The sequence below is a fragment of the Kribbella ginsengisoli genome, from assembly GCF_039537185.1.
Lineage (GTDB): Bacteria > Actinomycetota > Actinomycetes > Propionibacteriales > Kribbellaceae > Kribbella > Kribbella koreensis.
Map to the genome: position 1 here is coordinate 18,319 of NZ_BAABAA010000026.1, position 21,026 is coordinate 39,344.

Consider the following 21,026-nt stretch of genomic DNA (forward strand, 5'->3'; position numbering starts at 1 on the left):
AGTCCTGCTGACTTTCTTAACAGTCAGCTGCCGGAACTGCTTCGGCCAGGTCACATTTCGGCTGGTAAGGTTCCCGTTCGTCGGCTCACGCGATGACGCACCGGGACCACTCGGTCACCCTCTTTCGCGCGAGTCGTCAACGGGGCTTTTCTGTCGATACCAGCGAGACGGGCATGCCCTGAGCCCGGCTCCGTCCAGTTGGGGAGGCACGTGTCCGTGGGTCGCCAACTGACTGGCGCCTCTGTGCTCCCCGGTGTGGCTGTGGGGCTGGTGCGATGAGGAGCGGTATGGACCGGCCGGCGATCAGCACCGGGCCGGCGCTGATGATCCCGGCGGGGTATCCGCGCGATCTGCCCAGCGCCCTGCTGCGGGCCGCCCGCGACTTCGGTACGGCGGGAGTCGTCGAGATCGGCCCGGACGGTCGCGAGACGCGGCTCGACTTCCCGACGCTGCTCGAGCTGGCTGCGCGGATACTGGCCGGCTTGCGCGCGAACGGCGTACGGGCCGGTGATCCGGCAGTTGTGCATTGCACGGAGCCGGTCGGGTTCTTCGCGGCGTTCTGGGCGTGCACGTTGGGTGGCATCCGGCCGCTGCTGATGTCGCCGTCGCCGGAGGGTGACACGACCGAGGAGGGGCGCGAGCGGCTCCGGAAGGTCACCGACCTGCTCGGCTGGACCGTACTGATCGGGCGGCCGTCGGATCTGCCGAACGACCTCGGGCTGCCGGTGCTCGACCCCGATGCGCTGGCCGGGCATGAGCCGACTTCCGAGTTCCACCGGCCCGCGGCGGACGACGTCGCGGTGCTGATGATGACGTCGGGGTCCAGCACTGGTACGCCGAAGATCATCCAGCTCACGCATCGCGGGCTGGTCGAGTTCGCAGCCGGTACGCCGGCGATGCTGCCGGTGCGGCCGGGGCAGACGACTCTCAACTGGCTGCCGCTGGATCACAGCGGGGCCTTCCTGCTGTACCACCTGCTGCCCGTGTTCACCGGCTGCACCAACATCCACGTCGCGACCGATTGGGTGCTTGCGGAGCCGCTGCGCTGGCTGGACCTGATGGACCAGCATCGGGTGAACCACTCGTGGTCGCCGAACTTCGGGTATCGGCTGGCTGCCGCGGCGATCGCTGGGGAGCCGGATCGGCACTGGGATCTGTCGGCGTTGCGCAGTCTGGTCAGTGGTGGCGAGCAGATCACGGTGCCGGTGGTGAGCGAGTTCCTGCGGCTGACGAATCGGTTCGGCGTGGTGCCGGAGACGTTCGTTGCGGCGTGGGGCATGACGGAGACGGTCACCGGGATCACCTTCGGTCGGCCGGGGCTGACGCCGAACGTGCATCGGGTGCGGATCTCGCAGACCGGTGTGGTCGAGTGGGTCGACCAGCGGACCAGTGCTGGGAAGGTCGCGGTTGCTCGGCCGGGGAAGGGGCGTGTGGATGCGCCCGGCGTACTGAGTCTGGTGTCGGTCGGTGCTCCGGCTCCTGGGGCGACCGTGCGGATCGTGGGGCCCAACGGCGCTGTGCTGCCGGAGGGGCGGATCGGGCAGTTGCAGATCGCGTCTGCTCGGGTGACGCCTGGGTATCTGGGAAATCCGGATGCAGACCGGGCTGCCTTCCCGGCGGGCAACTGGCCGGCGCGGAAGTGGCTGGCTACTGGGGACCAGGGGTTCATCACTGGTGGGCAGGTGGTGATCACTGGTCGCGACAGCGAGCGGATCATCCTCAACGGGCAGACGTACTACGCACACGAGCTCGAGGCGGTCGCTGCAACCGCCCCTGGAGCCGTCGCCGGCCTGGTCGCTGCCTGCGGTGTCGCGGACGCTGCGCTTGGCACTGAGCGCCTCCTGATCTTCTATGCCCTCTCCTCAGACTCAGCCGAAGGCGTCGACGAGGCGATCCGCTCGGTCATCCGCGGCCGGCTAGGCCTGGACGCCCGCGTCGTCGGCGTCCCGCGCCGCCATTTCCCCACCACCCCCGGCGGCAAAATCCTCCGCCCTCTCCTGAAGCAACGCTGGCTGGACAACACCCTGGAGACGGCCCCCGGCCCCTACGCCACGCCTCCCGTCGCTTCCCCCTACGGCGACCCCATCCGCCCAGGGTCCGTCCCCGCCTCGTCCCGCTACGACGACGAGGACGCCAGCGAACAAACCACAGAACTCCCCGTCGTCCGCCTCGCGTGGCGCCGCAACCTCCAAGATTCCATCCCCACCCCACCCCAACGCCCCACCCTCGGCGCCAACCGCCACCCCGCCCCCGACGACCTCACCACCACCCCACAAGCTGACAGCACCGAGGACCACCTGACCGGTACCACGGAACGGCCGACCCACACTCCGAACCAGCCGGCCGGCACTCCGGACCAGCCGACGGGCACTGCGAACCAGCTGACGAGTGCTGCGGACGAGCTGACGAGTGCTGCGGGTGCTGCGAACCAGCTGACGGGTCCTGCGAACCAGCTGACGGGTGCGGCGGCGAACTCGCTCGAAGCGGATCAGTCGGCCTCCACCGCCGACGTCGACCCGCCGACCGGTACGACCGACGCCGACCAGCCGACTCGCATGCCGGACTCTCTCGCCGGCCCTGCGCCCGCCAACTCAACGGCAGAACCCGTCAGCACCGACCCCCTCACCGACGACCTCCACGCCACCTCGGCGACCGCGTCCCCCGCCACGCAACCGCTTGCTGACCCCACCGACACGGAATCGCCGGCCGACCCCGAACCGAGAACCACCGCTGCTGACCCACTGACCGGCACGGCAGGCACCGACCCAAGGCCCGGCCCCACAGGCACCGACCCAAGGCCCGGCCCCACAGGCACCGACGTACGGCCCGCCCCCACAGGCGCCGACCTACGGCCCGGCCCCGCAGGTACCGACGCCCTCACCGGCACCGGAGGCAACGGCGTAAGGCCCGGCGCCACTGCCGCCGACGTACGGCCCGGCCCTGCAGGTACCGACGCCCTCACCGGCGGCACCGCTGACCCTGTGCCGCCCGCGAGCGCCGACCTGCCCGAGCAAACCGCAGCTGACTCAACAGCAGACACACCCACCACCGTTGCACCCGCAGGTACCCCCCACACCGATGCACCGGGCGCTACCTCTCACACCGATGCACCGGCCGGTACCTCCCACGCCGATGCACCGGCCGGTACCTCCCACGCCGACTCTGCCCGCGCGGAACTGCCGACTGAACCCATCGACGCGGACCAGCCCGTCGCCAGCACCAACGCCGACGCATCGACCGATGCATCCGCAGACGCAGCCGCTGACCGCAGTACGAAGACTGCTGACACTCCCGCGGAGTCCGCCGACGCACTGGCGGACGACTCCAAGGCATCCGTCGCCAGCACCACCCACGCGCCCGCCGCCAGCTCGCCCGCCTCAACCGACGCATCAAGCGGAGAGGCAACCGCCCCGAGCACCTCGCACGACGCCGCCGACACCGCCGACTCCCGCGATGCCGACTCCGTCTCCACCGACTCGGGTGACACCGACTCGGGTGACGCTGGCTCGGGTGACGCCGGCTCGGGTGACGCCGACCCGCGTGACGCCGGCTCGGGTGACGCCGACCCGCGTGACGCCGGCTCGGGTGACGGCGGCTCGGGTGACGTCGACTCCGGCCATGCCGACTCGGGTGATGTCGACGGGGTGGACGCCGACGTACCGGCAGTTGTCACCTCGGCTGACGCGACCGGCGGGTCGACTGCAGAGGCTGTACCGGCTACTGCCTCACGTCCGCCGACGGTGGATCTCGACGAGGAAACCACCCAGCTACCCATCATCCGGGTCTCCAAGAACTCCGCTGACGCCAAGCCGCCGTCGACCGACTCCGACAACCCCGAACACCAAGCTGCCAACCCCACCGACCAACAAGCCGACGACAGTCGACCAGCCGACCTCACCAAGCCCGAGACGGACGCTAACGAGTCCGCCGAGCCCAGCAACGGGCAGGCAGGTGACGCTGTGTCGACCGAGGTCGCCGAGGCGGCCAAGGCGCAGCCGGCCGATGCTGAGTCGGCTGACGTTGCCGAGGCGCAGGCTGGCGACGGCGAAGCTGCTGAGCTGGCCAGGTCGCAGGCGGTCGATGCCGACGCGGCCAAGGCGCAGCCGGCCGACGCTGAGCCCGCTGGCGCTGAGTCGGCTGACGTTGCCGAGGCGCAGGCTGGCGACGGCGAAGCTGCTGAGCCGGCCAGGTCGCAGGCGGTCGATGCCGACGCGGCCAAGTCGCAGCCGGCCGACGCTGAGCCCGCTGGCGCTGAGTCGGCTGACGTTGCCAAGGCCCAGGCTGCCGACGGCGAAGCTGCTGAGCTGGCCAGGTCGCAGGCGGCCGATGCCGAGCTGTCCGAGGTGGCCAAGCGGCAGGCGGGCGATGCCGGACCGTCCGAAGCAGGCAAGGCGCAGGTGGTTGACGCTGAGTCGGCTGATGTTGCCGAGGACCGGGCCGGTGACGGCGAATCCGCTGAACCTGCCGCGTCGCAAGCGGACACGGGCGAGGCGGCTGAGGTCGCCGAGGTGCGAGCCGATAGCGCCAGGTCTGCCGAGCTCACCCAGTCGCAGCCGGGCGGAGACGCCGAACCGGCCGAGGTTGCTGAGGCGCAGGCTGGCGACGGCGAAGTTGCTGAGCTGATCGGGTCGCAGGCGGACGCTGCCGAGCTGTCCGAAGCGGCCAAGGCGCAGGCCGTCGACGCTGAGTCGGCTGATGTTGCTGAGGTGCGGGCCGAGAACAACAGGTCTGCCGAGCTGACCCCATCGCGGCCAGGCAACAGTGCTGAGTCGGCCGAGGCTGCGAAGGCCCAGGCTGGCGATGGCGAATCCGCTGGACCCGCCGCGTCGCAAGCGGACGTGGCCGAGTCGGCCGAGGTTGCGAAGGCACACGGTGGTGATGGCGAAGCTGCTGAGCTGAGCGGGTCGCAGGCGGAAGATGTCGATGAGGCTGGCGTTGCCGAGGTGCGGGCTGAGGACGGCGGGTCCCTTGAGCTGGCTGGGGTCGCCGAGGTTGGCGCCGATGGTGGCGAGCCGGATGAGGTTGCTGAGGCGCGGGCTGGCGGTGGTGTGGCTGTTGAGGCCACCGAGGCGCAGGCTGGGGACCCTGGGTCTGTCGAGCTGGCCGGTTCGCCGGCGGATGGCGTCGGGGCGGCTGAGGGTGCCGAGGTGCGGCCGGGTGATGGCGAGCCGGTCGAGGTTGCTGCGGCGCAGGCTGACGGTGGTGAGGCAGCTGAGGTTGCCGAGGTGCGGGCTTGGGACGGCGAGTCGGCTGAGGGTGCCGAGGTGCGGCAGGGTGAGGGTGAGCCGGTCGAGGTTGCTGCGGCGCGGGCTGACGGTGGTGGGGCAGCTGAGGTTGCCGAGTTGGGTGGAGCCGTCGGGGTTGGTCAGCTGGAGACGGGCGGCGAGTCGGCGGAGGTACAGGCCGGTGATGTCGAGGCAGCTGAGGGGCAGCCGGGTGGTGCGGCGGGTGCTGGTGGGCTGACGGGTGAGGCGCAGGCTGACGGCGTACCGGGTGATGGTGGTGTTGCGTCGCCGGGTGTTGACGAGGCTGGTGCTGCTCGGGCGGTTGCAGGGGTAGGCGGCGAACGCTCGGCGGAGGTTGCTGGGGCGAGCGCTGAGGAGTTGGTGGCGGGCGCCTATGTGCGGATGGTGCCTGCGGTTGGTAAGGCTGTGGCCGAGGACGGTGCCGGCACGGAGGTTGTCGCGGCGACTCCTGAGGAGTTGGTGGCGAGCGACTACGTGCGGATGATGCCGGGAGCGGTGGCTCGGGACGCTGCCGGCGCGAAGGCTGTCGAGTCGGCTCCTGCGGGGGTTACTGAGTCGGCTCCTGCGGAGGTTGCTGAGCCGGCTCCTGCAGAGGGTGCTGAGCCGGCTCCTGCAGAGGGTGCCGCGGCGGCTTCTGCGGTGGCGCTGGGCGGTTCGGACGGCGATGCGGAGGTGCCTGGGCAGGAGGCTGCCGGCGCCGAGGGCTCTGAGGTACTTGTTGCTGAGGCTGGCAGGGTCGAAGCAGGAGCCGAGCCTGCGGAAGCTGGGCTGGCTGTGGCTGCGGTGCGCGCGCCCGCGAAGGGTGGGGAGCGGGCTCGGAAGGATGGGAAGGCTGCGGTCAGGGCCGGTGTGGTGGAGCCGGTGGCTGTGGTGGGGCTGGCTGGGCGGTTCCCGGGGGCTTCGTCGGTGGATGAGTTCTGGGAGAACTTGCTGGGGGGTGTGGAGAGTGTCCGGCGGTTCAGTGAGGAAGAGCTGAAGGAAGCCGGCGGGACTGACGCCTTCGGGGACGAAGAGCTGGTTGCGGTCAGTGGGGCGCTGGATGATGTCGAGTTGTTCGACGCGGCGTTCTTCGGGCTGAGTGATCGGGAAGCCGAGCTGACAGACCCGGCGCAGCGGCTGTTCCTCGAGGTTTGTCAGCAGGCGTTGGAGAACGGCGGGTACGCCGGTGCGTCGGGCCGGATCGGGATCTTCGCCGGCTCGGGCATGAACCTTTACACGCAACAAAATCAGCCGCCGGACTACCTGGCGACCCGCGTGGCGTACCGGCTCGGCCTGACCGGCCCGGCGATCGGCGTACAGGCTGCTTGGTCTTCCTCGCTGGTGGCGGTTCACCTTGCCTGCCAGGCGTTGCGCAGTGGGGACGCGGATCTCGCGCTCGCCGGCGCCGCCGCGGTTCACGTGCCGCAGGCAACGGGGTACCACGCCAGCGCCCGCTCGATCCTCTCGCCGACCGGCCACGTCCGCGCCTTCGACGAGAAGGCCGACGGCACGGTCGGTGGCAACGGCGTCGCGGCCGTGCTGCTCAAGCGGCTCGACCAGGCGGTTGCCGACGGCGACACCGTGTACGCCGTGATCAAGGGCTCCGCCGTCACCAACGACGGCGGCCAGGCCGGCCAGGTCGAGCTCGTCGAGCGCGCGCTGGAGAAGTCCGGCGTACCGGCCGCATCGCTCAGCTACGTCGAGGCCAACGCGACCGGTACGGCGGAAGACGACACCGTCGAGTTCCGCGCCCTCACCGCCGCGCTGCGCAAGCACACCGACCAGGTCGGCTTCGTCACGATCGGTTCGGTGAAGCCCAACATCGGCCATCTCGACAGCGCCGCGGGCATGGCCGGCCTGATCAAGACCGTGCTCATGCTCCAGCACCGCACCCTCGTCCCAACCATCAACTACAGCAAGCCGAACCCGGACCTATCGGTTGCCAACAGCCCCTTTGTGGTCGGCACCGAGGTCCGCGACTGGGAAGCCGGTACGCCGCTCCGCGCAGGCGTCAGCGCACTCGACGCCAAGGGCACCAGCGCGCACGTCATCCTCGAAGAGGCCCCGCGCCAGATCCGCCGCGGCGAAGACGGCCCGGTCGTCCTCCCGATCTCAGCCCCCGACCCGGCCGCCCTGGCCGACCTCGCCGTCCTCTTCCGCACAGAGCTGGAAGAGGGCACAGGCCAACGCCTCATCGACCTGGCCGGTACTGCGTCAATCGGCCGCCCAGCCCATCGCCACCGCATCGCCGTGGCGGGCTCCTCCGAATCCGAGCTGGCCGAAGCCCTGGCAACCGCCGCCACCGCCGAAGTACCGCGCGGCGGCCCCGGCCCGCTCGGCTTCGCGTTCACCGGCCAAGGCGCGGCCCGGCGCGGGATGGCGGCCGGCCTTGCCACCAGGTTCCCCGTCTTCCGCGCAGTCCTCGACGAGTGCGACAAGGTCTACGAAGAAGAGGTCGGCGGCAGACTCCTCGAGCTGCTGCTGACCCCGGCCGGCACCGACGACGGAGTCTGGCCGACCGAGACCGCGCAACCCGCGCTCTTCGCGTTCGAGCTGGCGCTCGCAAGGCTCTGGCAGTCCTTCGGAGTCCAGCCCGCGTTGGTGGTCGGGCACAGCGTCGGCGAGTACGCCGCCCTGTGCGTGGCCGGCGCGTTGTCCCTCGCGGATGGCGTGAAGTTGACCGCGCAGCGCGGAGTACTGATGCAGCGCGGCACTGTCCCCGGCGCGATGGTCGCCGTCCGGGCCGATGCTGATCGGGTCCGCGAACTGGCCCAGACCCCGGGCGTGGAGATTGCCGCGGGCAACGGTCCGCAGAACTTCGTGCTGACCGGTTCCGAGGTGATCGTCGGGCAGCTGGCCGAGCAGCTCGACCGGCTGGAGCTCAAGTGGCAGCGGCTCGATGTCGACCGCGCGTTCCACAGCTCGCTGGTCGAACCGATCCTGGCCGACTTCGCGAAGGTTGTCGCAGAGATCAAGCTCAAGCCGCTGCGGATGCCGATGGTGTCGAGCTGGTCCGGCGAGTTGCTGGAGAGCGGTACTGCGCTCGACGGCGACTACCTGGTCGGACAGCTACGGCAGCCGGTGCTGTTCGGCGACGCCGTCGAGGCGTTGACCGCAGCTGGTTGCCGGCGGTTCCTGGAGCTCGGGCCGGATGCCGTGCTGAGCCCGGCCGGTCGCCGGATCGCGCCGAACAGCACGTGGATCCCGGCCCAGCGACTCGGGCAGGACCCGGTGCTGGCGACGATGAACGGACTGGCCGAGCTGTACGAGCAGGGCACCGAGATCGCTTGGGCGAAGGTGTATCCGGAGAGCGGCCGGGTGCCGCTGCCGACGTACCCGTTCCGCCGGGTGCATCACCCGGTGGACGCTTCGGCGCGGCCGGTGGCTTCGGCGCAGCCGGCGGTGGTCGAGGACGAGCGGTCGATCGAGCGCAGTGGGGCGGCGCTGAAGCGCATCCCGCTGGATCCGCCGGCGTCCAACGGTGTGGTCGTGCCGACGATCGAGGAAGTCGATCTGTCGCCGTTCGCGATTCCGGCCGAGGACGACCCGGATCGCCTCAGCACGCAGCCGATCGAGGTCACCGAGCCGCTGCCGGTCGTCGAGCTGGATGGCGCTGAGCTGGTTGCGTCTGCTTATGTGCAGATGGTCCCGGCCAAGGTTGTCTCGTCCGCAGGCGCTGAGCCTGCGGTCGCTGAGGCTGAGGTTCCTGAAGAACGAAGCCGGCCGGTTGCCTCGGCTGCGGACTTGTATCGGGACTCGTTGGAGGCTGTGCTCGATCTGACCGGCGAGCAGCTCGGGCTGGATCCGTACGACCTGACGGTGGATCACACGTTCGCCGAGCTGGGCGCGGACTCGCTGTCGATGTTGCGGGTGGTGGAAGAGGTCGGCCAGCGGTTCGACGTCGAGATCGCCGTCAGCGAGCTCTTCGACGATCTCAACACCCCCCACAAGCTCGCCGCGGCCGTTGCCTCCCGCAACCAACCGGACGGCGACGAGGTCGACCCGCTCGACCTCCTCCGCCAAACCGAGCCGGCCGCGGACGCACCCGCAGCAGAGAACGCAGACCCCCGTACTGCGCTCGCGGTGCTCGGCTCAGGCCTGGCCGAATTGGCCGCAAAGGTCGATGCCGCAGCCGCCGCGACCAGCGAAGCGGAGCTCCCGGGCTCAGGCATGGCCGCCCTCATGTCGCAGCAGCTCCGCGTCGCCGGCCAGCTCGTCGACGGTGTCACCAAGCTCATGCACGAGCAACTCGCCCTCCTCAACGACACAGCCCAGCGGCACGAGGCAGCCCAAGAGCACGAAGCAGCACAGCAGCGTGGGGCCGGACAGCAGCATGGAGCCGGGGAGCAGCTCAGCGACGCGACCCAGAGCGCCGCGACTTCCGGCGTACCGGAGAAGGACAGCAAGAAGGCCCAGCTGGCCAAGGCCGAGGCCGAGAAAGCCAAGCGGGCAAGGGATCTGGAGTACTGGCAGACCGCCCTCGAAGGCGCTCAGCCGCTCGTCCTCCCGACCGATCGCCCTCGCCCGGCCGGCGACGACGTGATCGGTACCGTCACCCACGAACTCAACTCGGAGATCGGCGACGCAGTCTTCGCGTTCAGCCGCGACCGCCGGGTCAGCCCGCTGATGACGATGCTCGCCGCCGTCGGCACCGTGCTCGGCCGCTTCGCCGACCAGGACGACCTCGTCATCGGCACCGCCGCCCTCCGCCGCCCCGGCGACACCACGCGCCAGCCGGCCCTCCCGCTCCGCCTGGACCTCACCGGCGAGCCCGACCTCGGCGACCTGGCTCAGCGCGTCCGTGAGATCACCACGACGGCCGTCGACCACTCGACCGCCGACCTCGCGACGCTCGAGCAGGACCCGCTCTTCCAGGTGCTCGTCGAGTTCGAGGCCGGCGAGGAAGAGCTCGCCCAAAGCCTCGACCTCCGCTTCCGCCTCGCGTACCACGGCGGCGGCATCACCTGTACTGCGGACTACCGCGCCGGCCTGTTCGACCACCAGACCATCAAGCGCCTGCTTGCCTACCTCGAAGCCGTCCTGCGCCGTGCGATCGAGGACCCGCGCCTCCCGCTTCCCGACCTGATGCTGCCGATCGACGAGGACAAGAAGATCCTGGCCGAGTTCGAGGGTGAGGCGCCGCAGACCGGCCCGGTCGGCCGCCTCCGCCGCGACGCCGTCGTCGCAGGCGAGCTGAGCGGCCTGCACACCCTCTTCGAGCAGCAGGTCGCCAGGACGCCCGACGCGATCGCGCTCATCCAGGGCGACCGCGAGATCTCGTACGCCGAACTCGATCGCCGCTCGAACGCCGTCGCCTGGCAGCTCGTCGACCTCGGCGTGAAGCCCGGCCAGCTCGTCGCGGTCCGGGTCGCCAGGGGAGCGGAGCTCGTAGTCGCAGTACTGGCCGTGCTGAAGTCAGGCGCTGCCTATCTGCCGCTCGACCCCGGCGTACCGGAGTCGCGCTGGTCCTTCATGACCGCGGACGCGGGAGCGGTCGCCCTGGTCGGCGACGACGCCGCGCTGGCCGACCGTCTCGGGCTGCGGCTGGTACCGGTCGCTGCGGTCGACGGTGACACGCGGTCGAAGCAGGCCCCGCCGGTACGGGCCGCGGCCGACGACATCGCCTACTGCATCTACACATCCGGCTCGACCGGCAACCCCAAGGGCGTCGCCGTACCGCATCGCGGCCCGGTCAACCTCATCCGGCACTACCTCCGTACCAGGCGATCGCTGCGCACCTTGCAATGGACGTCCTTCGGCTTCGACGTCCACGTGCAGGAGATGTTCACCGCGCTCGCCTCCGGTGCTGCCTTGGTGCTGATCGGCGAGGACGACCGGTACGACCCGGACGCGGTCATCGCGGCGCTGAAGGATCACGGGGTCGAGCGGCTGTTCATGGCGTTCACCCCGCTGACCGCGCTGCTCGCCACGATGCGCAAGGTGCCCGAGTTGCCGGCCCTGCGCGAGATCGTCGCGGGCAGTGAGGCGATGGTCGTGACGCACAAGATCCGCGACTTCCTCGAGGCGCATCCGGAGTGCACGCTCTACAACGAGTACGGGCCGACCGAGGCCTCCGTGGTGACCACGATCCACCAGGTCGACCCGGACGAGGACCGGCCGTCCATCGGGCGACCGATCGACGGCGTGGTGGTGCGCCTGCTCGACGAGGCGCTCCGGCCGGTACCGGTTGGTGCGATCGGGGAGATCCACCTCGGTGGCGTGGCAGTTGCCCAGGGCTACCTTGGCCGTCCGGAGGAGACGGAGACCGCGTTCGTGAGCGACCCGGCGCATCCGGGCGGACGGTTGTACCGGAGCCGTGACCTCGGCCGCTGGCGTGCTGACGGGTCGCTGGACTACCTGGGCCGCGCTGACGACCAGGTGAAGATCCGCGGGCACCGGGTCGAGCCGGGGGAGACCGAGCACGTACTGGCCGACCTGCCCGGCGTGATCGACGCAGTGGTGGTCGCCTGCGCCGACCCGGCCGGCGACACCTGCTTGATCGGATACGTCGTGCTGGAGGACAGCGACCCCGCAGTACTGGCGAACCTCCTGCTGGAGCTCACCAAGGAGCTGCCGATCTACCTCGTCCCGGCCGACCTGATCCCGGTCGAGGACCTGCCGCTGGACTCCAGCGGCAAGCTGGACCGCTCCCGGCTGCCCGAGCCCGAGTGGCTCAAGGGCAACTAGTACGTCAAACCCCCACGCACTCCTCTGCGTGGGGGTTCCTTCGTTCCAGTGAAGTCGGTTCTGCACCGTGTACGGGGGTTTGTGTCCCCGGCGGCTACCCTCCCGCAACCTCCGGCCTACCGTCCGCGGTGCAGAACCCGCGCTCGATCCTCATCCCTCCTGAGGATCGACCGCACCTACCTCTACTGCTCGCCGGCGCAGCAGCGCGTACGCGCTGATCACGCAGATGAGCAGGGAATAAACGGCCCAGACGGGTCCGACGTTGCCGAGCTCAGGTCCGTTCCCCCGGGATCCGAGTACGACGACGGCGGTGACCGCGACGAGCGCGATCAGTGGGCCGGTCCAGCCCAGCACGCCCATCCGCACCGGCTGCTCGGAGTCGGACAGCTCGTCCGGTTCCGAGGCGGCGGAGATGGCGCGTCCCCGGAGGGACTCGTGCAGGGCCGCGACGCCGCACGCGGCGGCGACGTTCAGGAGCAGCAAGCGGCCGGCCACGTCGCCGACATCCACGCCACCCGGTCCGACCGTGCCGTACACGACGGCGTACAGGTCGACCGGGACGGTGGCTGCGGCGGCGAGCACGACGACGGTCCGGAACAGCAGCGGGCGGCGTACGGAGGTACGCAGCACGCCTCGGCTGGCCGTCGTGGCGACCACAAGCGCGGTGAAGAAGAGTGCGAAGACGATGAGTACGGCAGCGTCCATCAGGACCTATTCCCTACGGTCGAGCGTTGCCCCGGACAACGCTGGTGGACGTGCGTACATCGGTATCCAAGTGCCTGCGAGAGCGGCGAGGAGTCTCCTCCTCGCCGCCTACGCAAACGGTCAATCCCTGGCATGCAGGTCCCCCCTGATTGCCCTCGAACGGCGTGCCCCCACCCCGTCCATCCGTTGCATCGGAACAGCAGGGGTCGCCGTTACAAGAATTCGGGCAATTGCGTAAAAAGTGCGCAAATTTGCTCGGGAGACCCCTTTCCGCACGCCACATCTGTGTGTGAGGGGTCACCGGCCGTCGATCCGACGGTTACCGTGGCGCCAACTGCCGGTGAACTACCGCAGCGCGCTCTCCGAGGGCGTGGCCGCGGGCAACAGATCCCAGCCGAGCCGGGCGGCGCCGATCAGGCCGGCGTTGTCGAGCTGGGCCGGCTGGACGGTCAGGTCGGCGACGAAGGGGAGCTGCGCGAGGCGCTTCACCCAGCGCTGGACCGGGTCGAACAACACCGGTCCCGCCTTGGCCACCCCGCCGCCGATCACGACGGTCGTAAGGTCAACGGTCACAGCGGTGGCAACGATGCCCGCCGCGAGCGCCTGCGCCCCGTCGTCGAAGACCGACAGCGCGATCTCGTCCCCGGCGGCGGCGTCCGCGGACAGTACCGCCGCGTCCACGTCCTCGGTACTGCGCCAGCCGCGACGCTTGGCCCGGGCAACCATCCGCGGACCGCTCGCGTACGTCTCGACGCAACCGTACGACCCGCACGCGCACGCCTCGCCGTCGAGGTCGACCACGACGTGCCCGAGGTGCGCCGCGTTGCCGGATTGTCCGAGCAGCGGACGACCATCGACCACGATCCCGGCGCCGACCCCGGTGGAGACGACGATCCCGAGCAGGCTGCCGACGTCACGCCCGGCGCCGGTCCAGAACTCGCCGAGCGCGAAGCAGTGCCCGTCGACGCCCAGCCTCACCGGTACGTCGCCGACCAGCGCGCGGACCCGGTCGACGAGCGGAAAGTTCCGCCAGCCCGCGATGTTCACGGGGGAGACGAGGCCGTGCTCCTGGTCCAGCGGCCCGGCCGAACCGATCCCGACCGCGGCCGGCTCGGTGTCGCCCTTGACCCGGGCGATCAGCTCGCCGAGCGCGGCGAACACCTGGTCGGCATCGCCGGGCGGGGTCGCGATCCGGTCCTTGGTCAGGATCTCCCCGTCGGCCGCCACGATCGCGGCAGCCATCTTCGTGCCCCCGATATCGATGCCTAGCACGGTCACTGGCTGGTCGGTCATGTTCCCCCTGTCAGTACCGGTGCGGATCGCGGGCTGGATCGGGAGACAACGTTATCTGTAACCGGCCAATCCGGCGAGAGGTTGTCGGTGCTAATCATCCATGATCCCGCAGGCCAGCGCTTGATTCATGCCAGGACATAGTCTGACAACGATGGCCTTCAAGGCGCTTCAATCGTCAACAACGAGGGCAATCCTTCGCTGTCCGTGACGGGTTCAGCTAGCGATCCGCGCGCGGGCACGAGAGGGTAGGCGCATGAGTGAGCTGCGTCTGACCTCCCCCGCCCCTCCGCCCCGGTCGGTGGACCGCGACGCCGCCGGCGCCCTCGTCGTCGGCTTCAACGGAACCACCGCCCCCGACGAACTCCTCCGCTCCGTCGCTGCCGGACTCGGCGCCGTCATCCTGTTCACCCGCAACGTGGACAGCGCCGAGCAGGTCGCCGCGCTGACCGCCTCGCTGCGGGCCGCGCGGCCGGACGTGCTGATCGCGATCGACCACGAGGGCGGCGAGTTCAGCCACCTCGCGCCCGCCAACCCCTGGCCGCTGTCCTCGCCGCGCTCGCTCGGCGAGCTGGACGACGTGGATCTGACCCGCGCCTCGGCCCGCGACGCCGCTGCCACCCTCGCCTCGCTCGGTATCGACCTGATGCTCGCGCCCTCGGTCGACGTGAACAGCAACCCGGCCAACCCGATCATCTCGACCCGCTCGTTCGGTACGACGGCCGACGTCGTCTCCCGCCATGGCGTGGCCTTCGTCCAGGGCGTCCACGACGCCGGCATCGCCGCCTGCCCCAAGCACTTCCCCGGCCACGGTGACGTCACCGTCGACTCCCACCTCGCGCTGCCCCGGGTGGACCGCTCGATCGAGCAGGTGAGCGCAGTCGAGCTCGCGCCGTTCCGCGCGACCATCGCGGCCGGCGCGGACGTCATCATGAGCGCGCACATCATCTTCTCGGCGTACGACGACCAGCCGGCCACCCTCTCGCGGCGGATCCTGCACGGGCTGCTGCGCGAGGAGCTCGGGTTCACCGGCGTGATCACCACCGATGCGCTCGAGATGCAGGCGATCACCGCGACCCAGTCGATCGAGGACGCCACCGTCGCCTCGATCCGGGCCGGTGCCGATCTGGCGATGATCGCGATCGGCGAGGCGGACCCTGCGGCGCTGACGGCCCGGCTGGTCCAGGCTGTCGACGAGGGGACGCTCGACGCAGCCCGGCTCGCGGATGCCGCCGGCCGGGTTCGCGCGCTGGCAGCGACGCTCGCGGGACGTACTCGTCTGCCGGGGCTGGATGGGGCGCCGACTCGTGAAGTGGCTGCCCGGACGGTCACCCGGCAGGACTTCCCGGGGCTGGGCGGGTCGCCGTACGTGGTGGATCTGACGCAGGGGCTGCACCCGGCCTGGAATCCGTACTTCAGCGGCCTTCCGGAGGTCTTCGCGAAGGTCGCGCCAGGCTCGGCAGGCGTCGTACTGCGCGGCGAGGACCCCGCTGCGCTCTCGGAGGCCCAGAACGCGGCGATCGGGCGGCCGCTGGTGGTCGCAGTACAGGACGCCGTCCGTACGCCGTGGATGCGCGCGGCGCTCCAGGAGTTGCTGGAGAGCCACGAGGGCGATGTCTTCGTACTGTGCACCGGCATCCCCGAGGACCGCGCTCTGGTGCCGGCGGCCGTCCCGACGGCTGTCACGTACGGTCGCAACCTCGTCGTACTGGAGGCGGCGGCTCAGCTGCTGACCCGGATTCCATAAGACCTTGATCAATTCGAGGGGCTGAGGTCCGGCTACGCAATCGTTTCCAGGCTTAGCGTGGCTCGGGTGAACGCTCTCGACCTGTCGAAGATCACGCTGCGACCCCTCCAGCAAGGTGACTGGCCACGGATCCACGAGTGGGCCTCGCTGGAGGAGTCGTGCAGGTACCAGCCGTGGGGACCGAACACGGAAGCGGAGACCGAGGCCTTCGTGTCGGCCGCGATCGCCTCCGCCCGGGTGGACCCGCGGACCCGTTTTGCCTGGGTCGCGACTCATCCTGTGACCGGCGTGCTCGGCATCGGCGAACTGAACATCCGCCATGCCGCGTGGAAGCGCGGCGAGATCAGCTACTCCGTCCACCCCGACCACTGGGGGCAAGGCGTGGCCAGCGAGATCGCGCGCATCCTGCTGCAGTTCGGCTTCGAGGACCGTCAGCTGGAACGCATCGAGGCCACCTGCGACCCCCGCAACTCCGCCTCGGCCGCCGTCCTGAAACGCATCGGGATGACGTACGAGGGCATCCTCCGCCGTACGGTCCTCATCCGCACGGGCTGGCGAGACTCCAAAATGCACAGCATGATCCGCCCCGAGTGGAACCCGCCGACGCCCATCACCTCCCCACGCTGGACCCTCGCTTAGCCCCGGGCAGCACCGGCGACCTCGACCACCATCCAGCGACCTCGACCACTATCCGGGGGACCTCGACCACCGTCCGGGACCTCGACCACCATCCGGCGACCTCGACCACCATCCGGCGACCTCGACCACCATCCGGGGACCTCGACCACTATCCGGGGGCCTTGAACACCGTCCGGGGGCCTTGAACACGCTATTTCATGTCCGAGGTCACGGCTTGGTGTTCGAAGACGCCAAAGGTGCGCCTAGCCTCGGCAGTTGAGCTGGAGATCCAGTGCGTGTTGCTCGACGTAGTTGAGGGCGTGCCGGACCGCGCCGACCGACACGATCGTGTCGCCCAGCGACGAGACCGCCACCCGCGGGGGAGTGGTGGTGAAGGTCGCAAGCTGCTTCTCGATCTCCGGCAGCAACGCCTTCGCCGCCGTGGCGACCGCTCCACCGATCACGACCAGCTCCGGGTTGAAGAGGATCCCCAGCGTGGCAAGCACTCTGGCGGTCCGCCCGGCGATCTGCTGAAGGATGCCAACAGCAACCTTGTCCCCATCGGCCGCGGCCGCGAAGACCAGCTCCGCGGTGACAGCTCCGTCGCCCGCCAGCTTGCGCAGGCTCGTCTTCACCGCGGGGTCGGCGATCGCTTTGGCGCCCTGTTCGCGAGCTGTCCGGGCGATACCGGCCGTATCTCCCACGCCCTCGACCAGCTTGAGATACACCATCTCGCCCGCCCCGCCGCGACTGCCGTGCAGCAGCCGGCCGGAGTCCATCAGCCCGGAACCGAACCGCTCGCCCGCGAGGAGCACGACCAGATCATCGACGTCACGGGCCTCACCTCGCCAGTGCTCGCCGAGGGCGGCCAGGTTCGCGTCGTTCTCCAGCAGCACCGGCCAGCCGTGCAGCTCGCTGAGGCGGGTCGTCAGCCCGGCGTCGAAGCGCCGCCAGAACTCGTCGTCGCTCAGGATGTTGCCCTCGCGATCGACCGGCGCGGCCACCCCGACCCCGGCTGCGAGCACCTCGGCGTCGGTCACCTGGGCTTCGCTGAGCACCTCGAGGACCGCCTCGTTGACGACCTGGGTCTGCTCGGCGGGCGTCTTCACCGCCTGGAACGAGCGGCCGGTCTTGGCGACGGTCTCGCCGCGCAGGTCGGACAGCAGCACGGTGGTCTTGGCCGCGCCGACGTCGATCCCGAGCACGTAGCCCGCCTGGCTGTTGAACTCGAAACGACGGGACGGCCGGCCCACCGGCGTACCGGGTGCGTCGTGTCCTGGGTCGAGCTCGACCACCCAGCCCATCGCGATCAGGTCGTTGCAGACCGCGTGCACGGTCGCGCGGGTCAGCCCGGTCGCCTCGATCAGGCCGGTACCTGTCATCACGCCCGCCGTGGACAGCACGCCGAGTAGCTTCCCGGCGTTGACCCTGCGCAGCAGCGGCGGCGTGGCCGCGGCGGTAGTCGCCATATTCCCTCTTGACCTCCTCGCGAGTACCCGCGCACAATACTGCAGAATCTAAATTTAGAGTCTATATAAACCAGAGTGAGGCGCTCTTGACCAGCACCGAGACCCAGGTGAGCCGAAGTGGTGACCCGACCGATGCCGACTGGTGGCGGCAAGCGGTCGTGTACCAGATCTACCCGCGGAGTTTCGCCGACTCCAACGGCGACGGCGTGGGCGATCTGCCCGGCATCATCAGCCGCGTCCCGTACCTGACCTCGCTCGGCATCGACGCGGTCTGGCTGAGCCCGTTCTACCCGTCCGCGCTCGCCGACGGCGGGTACGACGTGGACGACTACCGCGACGTCGACCCGCGGCTCGGCACGCTCAGCGACTTCGACGACCTGGTCGCCGCGCTGCACGGCGCCGGGATCAAGCTGATCGTCGACATCGTCCCGAACCACACCTCGAACCTGCACACCTGGTTCCAGGAGGCGTTGGCCGCCGGTCCGGGTTCGGCGGCCCGCGATCGGTACATCTTCCGCGACGGCGCCGGGCCTGACGGGTCCGAGCCGCCGTCGGACTGGGACTCGGTCTTCGGCGGATCGGCCTGGGCACAGACGCCGGACGGGCAGTGGTACCTGCATCTGTTCGCGGCCGAGCAGCCCGACCTCAACTGGGACAACTCCGAGGTCCGCGACGACTTCCTCACCACGCTGCGGTTCTGGTCGGACCGCGGGGTGGACGGGTTCCGGGTGGATGTGGCGCACGCGCTGGTCAAGGACCTGACCGAGCCGCTGCCGTCGAAGACTGTGCTGCCTCGTCAGTCGGAGTCGCTCGGTGCTCATCCGCTGTGGGATCGCGAGGGCGTGCACGAGATCTACCGCGAGTGGCGCAAGGTGCTCAACTCCTACGACCCGCCACGATCGGCGGTCGCCGAGGCGTTCGTACCGGCGGCCCGGCGCGCGCGGTATGCGAGTGCCGACGGGCTCGGGCAGGCGTTCAACTTCGACCTCCTGCAGGCCGACTGGGACTTCGGGAAGTTCCGCCAGGTGATCGAGGAGAACCTCGCACTGGCCGAGGAGAACGGCTCGTCGTCGACCTGGGTCTTCTCCAACCACGACGTCGTCCGGCACGCGACCAGGTACGGACTGCCGCGCGATCCGGAGGGGTTGTGGCAGGACGGCAAGGCCTGGCTGCTGAGCAACGGCACCGAGCCGACGGTCGATGTGGAGCAGGGGTTGCGGCGGGCGCGTGCGGCAGTACTGCTCATGCTCGCGCTGCCCGGTTCGGCGTACCTGTACCAAGGTGAGGAACTGGGTCTGCAGGAAGTCGGCGAACTCCCGGCCGCCAGCCTGCAAGACCCCGCCTACTTCCGCTCCAAGGGCGCCGAGAAGGGCCGGGACGGTTGCCGAGTCCCACTCCCGTGGACAATCGGCGGCCTCTCCTTCGGCTTCGGCTCCGGCGGCTCCCACCTACTCCAGCCGACCTGGTTCGGCGGCTACTCGGTCGAGGCCCAGGAGTCCGACCCAACCTCCACCCTCACCCTGTACCGCAAGGCCCTAGCCGTCCGCCGAGGCCTGCAAACCAACGCCGGCCTCGAATGGATCGACGGCGTGGAATGGTCCCTCCACTTCACCCGCCCCGGCGGCTGGCAATCAGTAACCAACTTCGGCGCCGCCCCCATCGAACTCCCCGAAGGCGCCGTAGTCCTCTCCAGTGCCCCCCTCGATGGCGACAAACTCCCCACCGACACAACCGCCTGGCTCATCTAGCTCCACTCCCAACAGACCCTCCGCCCAAGCGGAGGGTCTGTTGCTATAAGCAACAGCCAAGAGCAACAGACAGTCCCGCCTGCTGCTGTGGTTACGGCGGTGCCGGGCTCCAGTTGCCAGGGAACGAAGAACTACAGAGACAGGGTCCCCCGTCGGCCCGTGGTTGCCTTGGGTGCCGGGATGGCAGGCTGCGGTGGGTCGGCTGGGTGCTTTGAGCAACGGCGAAGAGCAACAGATAGTCCGCCTATCGCGGCGGTTCACTCGGTGCGGGGCGAAGGTTGCTTGCTGGGCGGTGAGGGTGCCGAGGTAAACGCAGGGTTGGGCGGGCTGCTCAAGTAGCGAGACGCCTACCCCGAACGAGGCCCGCCCTTCAAACAACCTACAGGTACTTGGTCGATGTGAAGTGGTGAGGAATTCACCTTGTGGATAAGGGCTTTCCGGCCCGAAACTGTCGACGGACTCGTCTAACGTTGTGGCCATGGACGACCGGGCGGTGGAGTTGATGAGCGGCGACGAGCTGCTGTGCGACTCCGACGTCATCGAGGCCGCGATCGAGGAGTTGTTGGCCCGCCGCCACCAGGTCATCCGCCGCCTGGACGAGATCAGATACGCCGAAGAGATCGGCGCCCACGACACCGCCCGGCTGCTCGAGAAACGCTACCGCCTCGACCCCGCCGAAGCCCGCCGCCGCGTCCGCCTCGCCCTCGCACTCCCGAAACACCCCACCGTCGCCGCCGCCCTCCCCACCCCCGGCCACGACCTCCCCGACGACGCGGTGGTGTTGTCGTCGGCGCAGGCCGACGCGATCGTGTCCGCCCTGGAGAAACTCCCCCAACGCGCCAACATCCCCGTCGAAGAACTCGACGCCGCCGCCGCCGCGATGGTCGAGGCGGCCCGGCACATGAACCCTGGCGACCTGCGCAGCCTGGGCGAACAGGTCCGCAACATCCTCGACACCGACGGCCCCGAACCCCGCGAAGCCGCCGCCCGCGCCCGCGAAGAAGTCTGGGTGAAGAAGGCCGACGACGGCGTCAAGTTCGGCGGCTTCCTGGCCGGCGAGAACGCTGAGAAGTTGCAGACCGTTCTGCAGGCGGGTGCGAAACCGCATAAGACCGACGACGGTGAACAAGACCCCCGCTCCCGCGGCAAACGCCAAGCCGACGCCCTCATCGACACCCTCGACATCGCGCTGGCGTCGGGTGACCTTCCGACCCGGGGCGGGATCAAGCCGCATATCGCGGTCACGATCAGCCTGAACGATCTGCTGGAGGCGGGCCGGCAGGCGACCGGTGACCTCACCTACGGCGACGGCCTGTCCGCCGCCGCGATCCGCCGGCTGGCCTGCGACGCCGGGATCATCCCCATCGTGTTGGGCTCCGACAGTCAGCCGCTGGATGTCGGCCGCGAGTTCCGCTACGTCACCAACGGCCTGCGCAACGCGTTGAACCAGCGCGACAAAGGCTGCGTCATCTGCCACGCCCCACCCATCTACTGCGACGCCCACCACCTCATCAGCTGGCAAGACGGCGGAGTCACC

At 69.7% G+C, this 21,026-nt stretch carries 8 protein-coding genes; 5 read left to right on the forward strand and 3 right to left on the reverse strand.

Annotation, left to right across the window (positions count from 1 at the left end):
* Positions 1 to 287: 287 nt before the first annotated feature.
* A complete protein-coding gene (locus ABD768_RS42020; RefSeq protein ID WP_344850426.1) occupies positions 288 to 11,912 on the forward strand; it encodes a non-ribosomal peptide synthetase/type I polyketide synthase in 11,625 nt (3,874 codons plus the stop codon).
* A 150-nt stretch (positions 11,913 to 12,062) separates the two neighbouring features.
* Here ABD768_RS42020 and ABD768_RS42025 read toward each other — a convergent pair whose 3' ends face one another.
* A complete protein-coding gene (locus ABD768_RS42025) occupies positions 12,063 to 12,617 on the reverse strand; it encodes a hypothetical protein (protein ID WP_344850428.1) in 555 nt (184 codons plus the stop codon).
* A 345-nt stretch (positions 12,618 to 12,962) separates the two neighbouring features.
* Positions 12,963 to 13,910, reverse strand: a complete 948-nt coding sequence (locus ABD768_RS42030) for an ROK family protein (RefSeq protein ID WP_344850430.1) — start codon at positions 13,908 to 13,910, stop codon at positions 12,963 to 12,965.
* A gap of 253 nt (positions 13,911 to 14,163) precedes the next feature.
* Between ABD768_RS42030 and nagZ the strand changes: the two genes are divergently transcribed.
* Together nagZ and ABD768_RS42040 are read left to right on the forward strand one after the other, a co-directional pair.
* Positions 14,164 to 15,654 (forward strand): beta-N-acetylhexosaminidase, encoded by a 1,491-nt coding sequence (gene nagZ / locus ABD768_RS42035; protein ID WP_344850432.1) that lies wholly within the window; start codon positions 14,164 to 14,166, stop codon positions 15,652 to 15,654.
* 66 nt (positions 15,655 to 15,720) lie between these two features.
* The gene (locus tag ABD768_RS42040) at positions 15,721 to 16,293 is read left to right on the forward strand and encodes a GNAT family N-acetyltransferase (protein ID WP_343981452.1); all 573 of its coding nucleotides are present in this window, start codon (positions 15,721 to 15,723) and stop codon (positions 16,291 to 16,293) included.
* A gap of 242 nt (positions 16,294 to 16,535) precedes the next feature.
* Here the strand turns inward: ABD768_RS42040 and ABD768_RS42045 are convergent, their stop codons facing one another.
* Positions 16,536 to 17,741 (reverse strand): ROK family protein, encoded by a 1,206-nt coding sequence (locus ABD768_RS42045; protein WP_344850434.1) that lies wholly within the window; start codon positions 17,739 to 17,741, stop codon positions 16,536 to 16,538.
* A gap of 86 nt (positions 17,742 to 17,827) precedes the next feature.
* Here ABD768_RS42045 and ABD768_RS42050 point away from each other — a divergent pair, with 86 nt between their 5' ends.
* Positions 17,828 to 19,489, forward strand: coding sequence for a glycoside hydrolase family 13 protein (locus tag ABD768_RS42050; RefSeq protein WP_344850436.1), 1,662 nt, complete (start codon positions 17,828 to 17,830; stop codon positions 19,487 to 19,489).
* Positions 19,490 to 19,967: 478 nt separating this feature from the next.
* Positions 19,968 to 21,026: HNH endonuclease signature motif containing protein (locus ABD768_RS42055; protein WP_344850438.1), on the forward strand; the 1,059-nt coding region annotated here is incomplete at its 3' end.

Bases quoted from the DNA above. Each gene is read 5' to 3' on its own strand.
- ABD768_RS42045 (WP_344850434.1), bottom strand. From the start codon at position 17,741: ATGGCGACTACCGCCGCGGCCACGCCGCCGCTGCTGCGCAGGGTCAAC.
- ABD768_RS42030 (WP_344850430.1), bottom strand. From the start codon at position 13,910: ATGACCGACCAGCCAGTGACCGTGCTAGGCATCGATATCGGGGGCACG.
- ABD768_RS42020 (WP_344850426.1), top strand. From the start codon at position 288: ATGGACCGGCCGGCGATCAGCACCGGGCCGGCGCTGATGATCCCGGCG.
- nagZ (WP_344850432.1), top strand. From the start codon at position 14,164: ATGAGTGAGCTGCGTCTGACCTCCCCCGCCCCTCCGCCCCGGTCGGTG.
- ABD768_RS42025 (WP_344850428.1), bottom strand. From the start codon at position 12,617: ATGGACGCTGCCGTACTCATCGTCTTCGCACTCTTCTTCACCGCGCTT.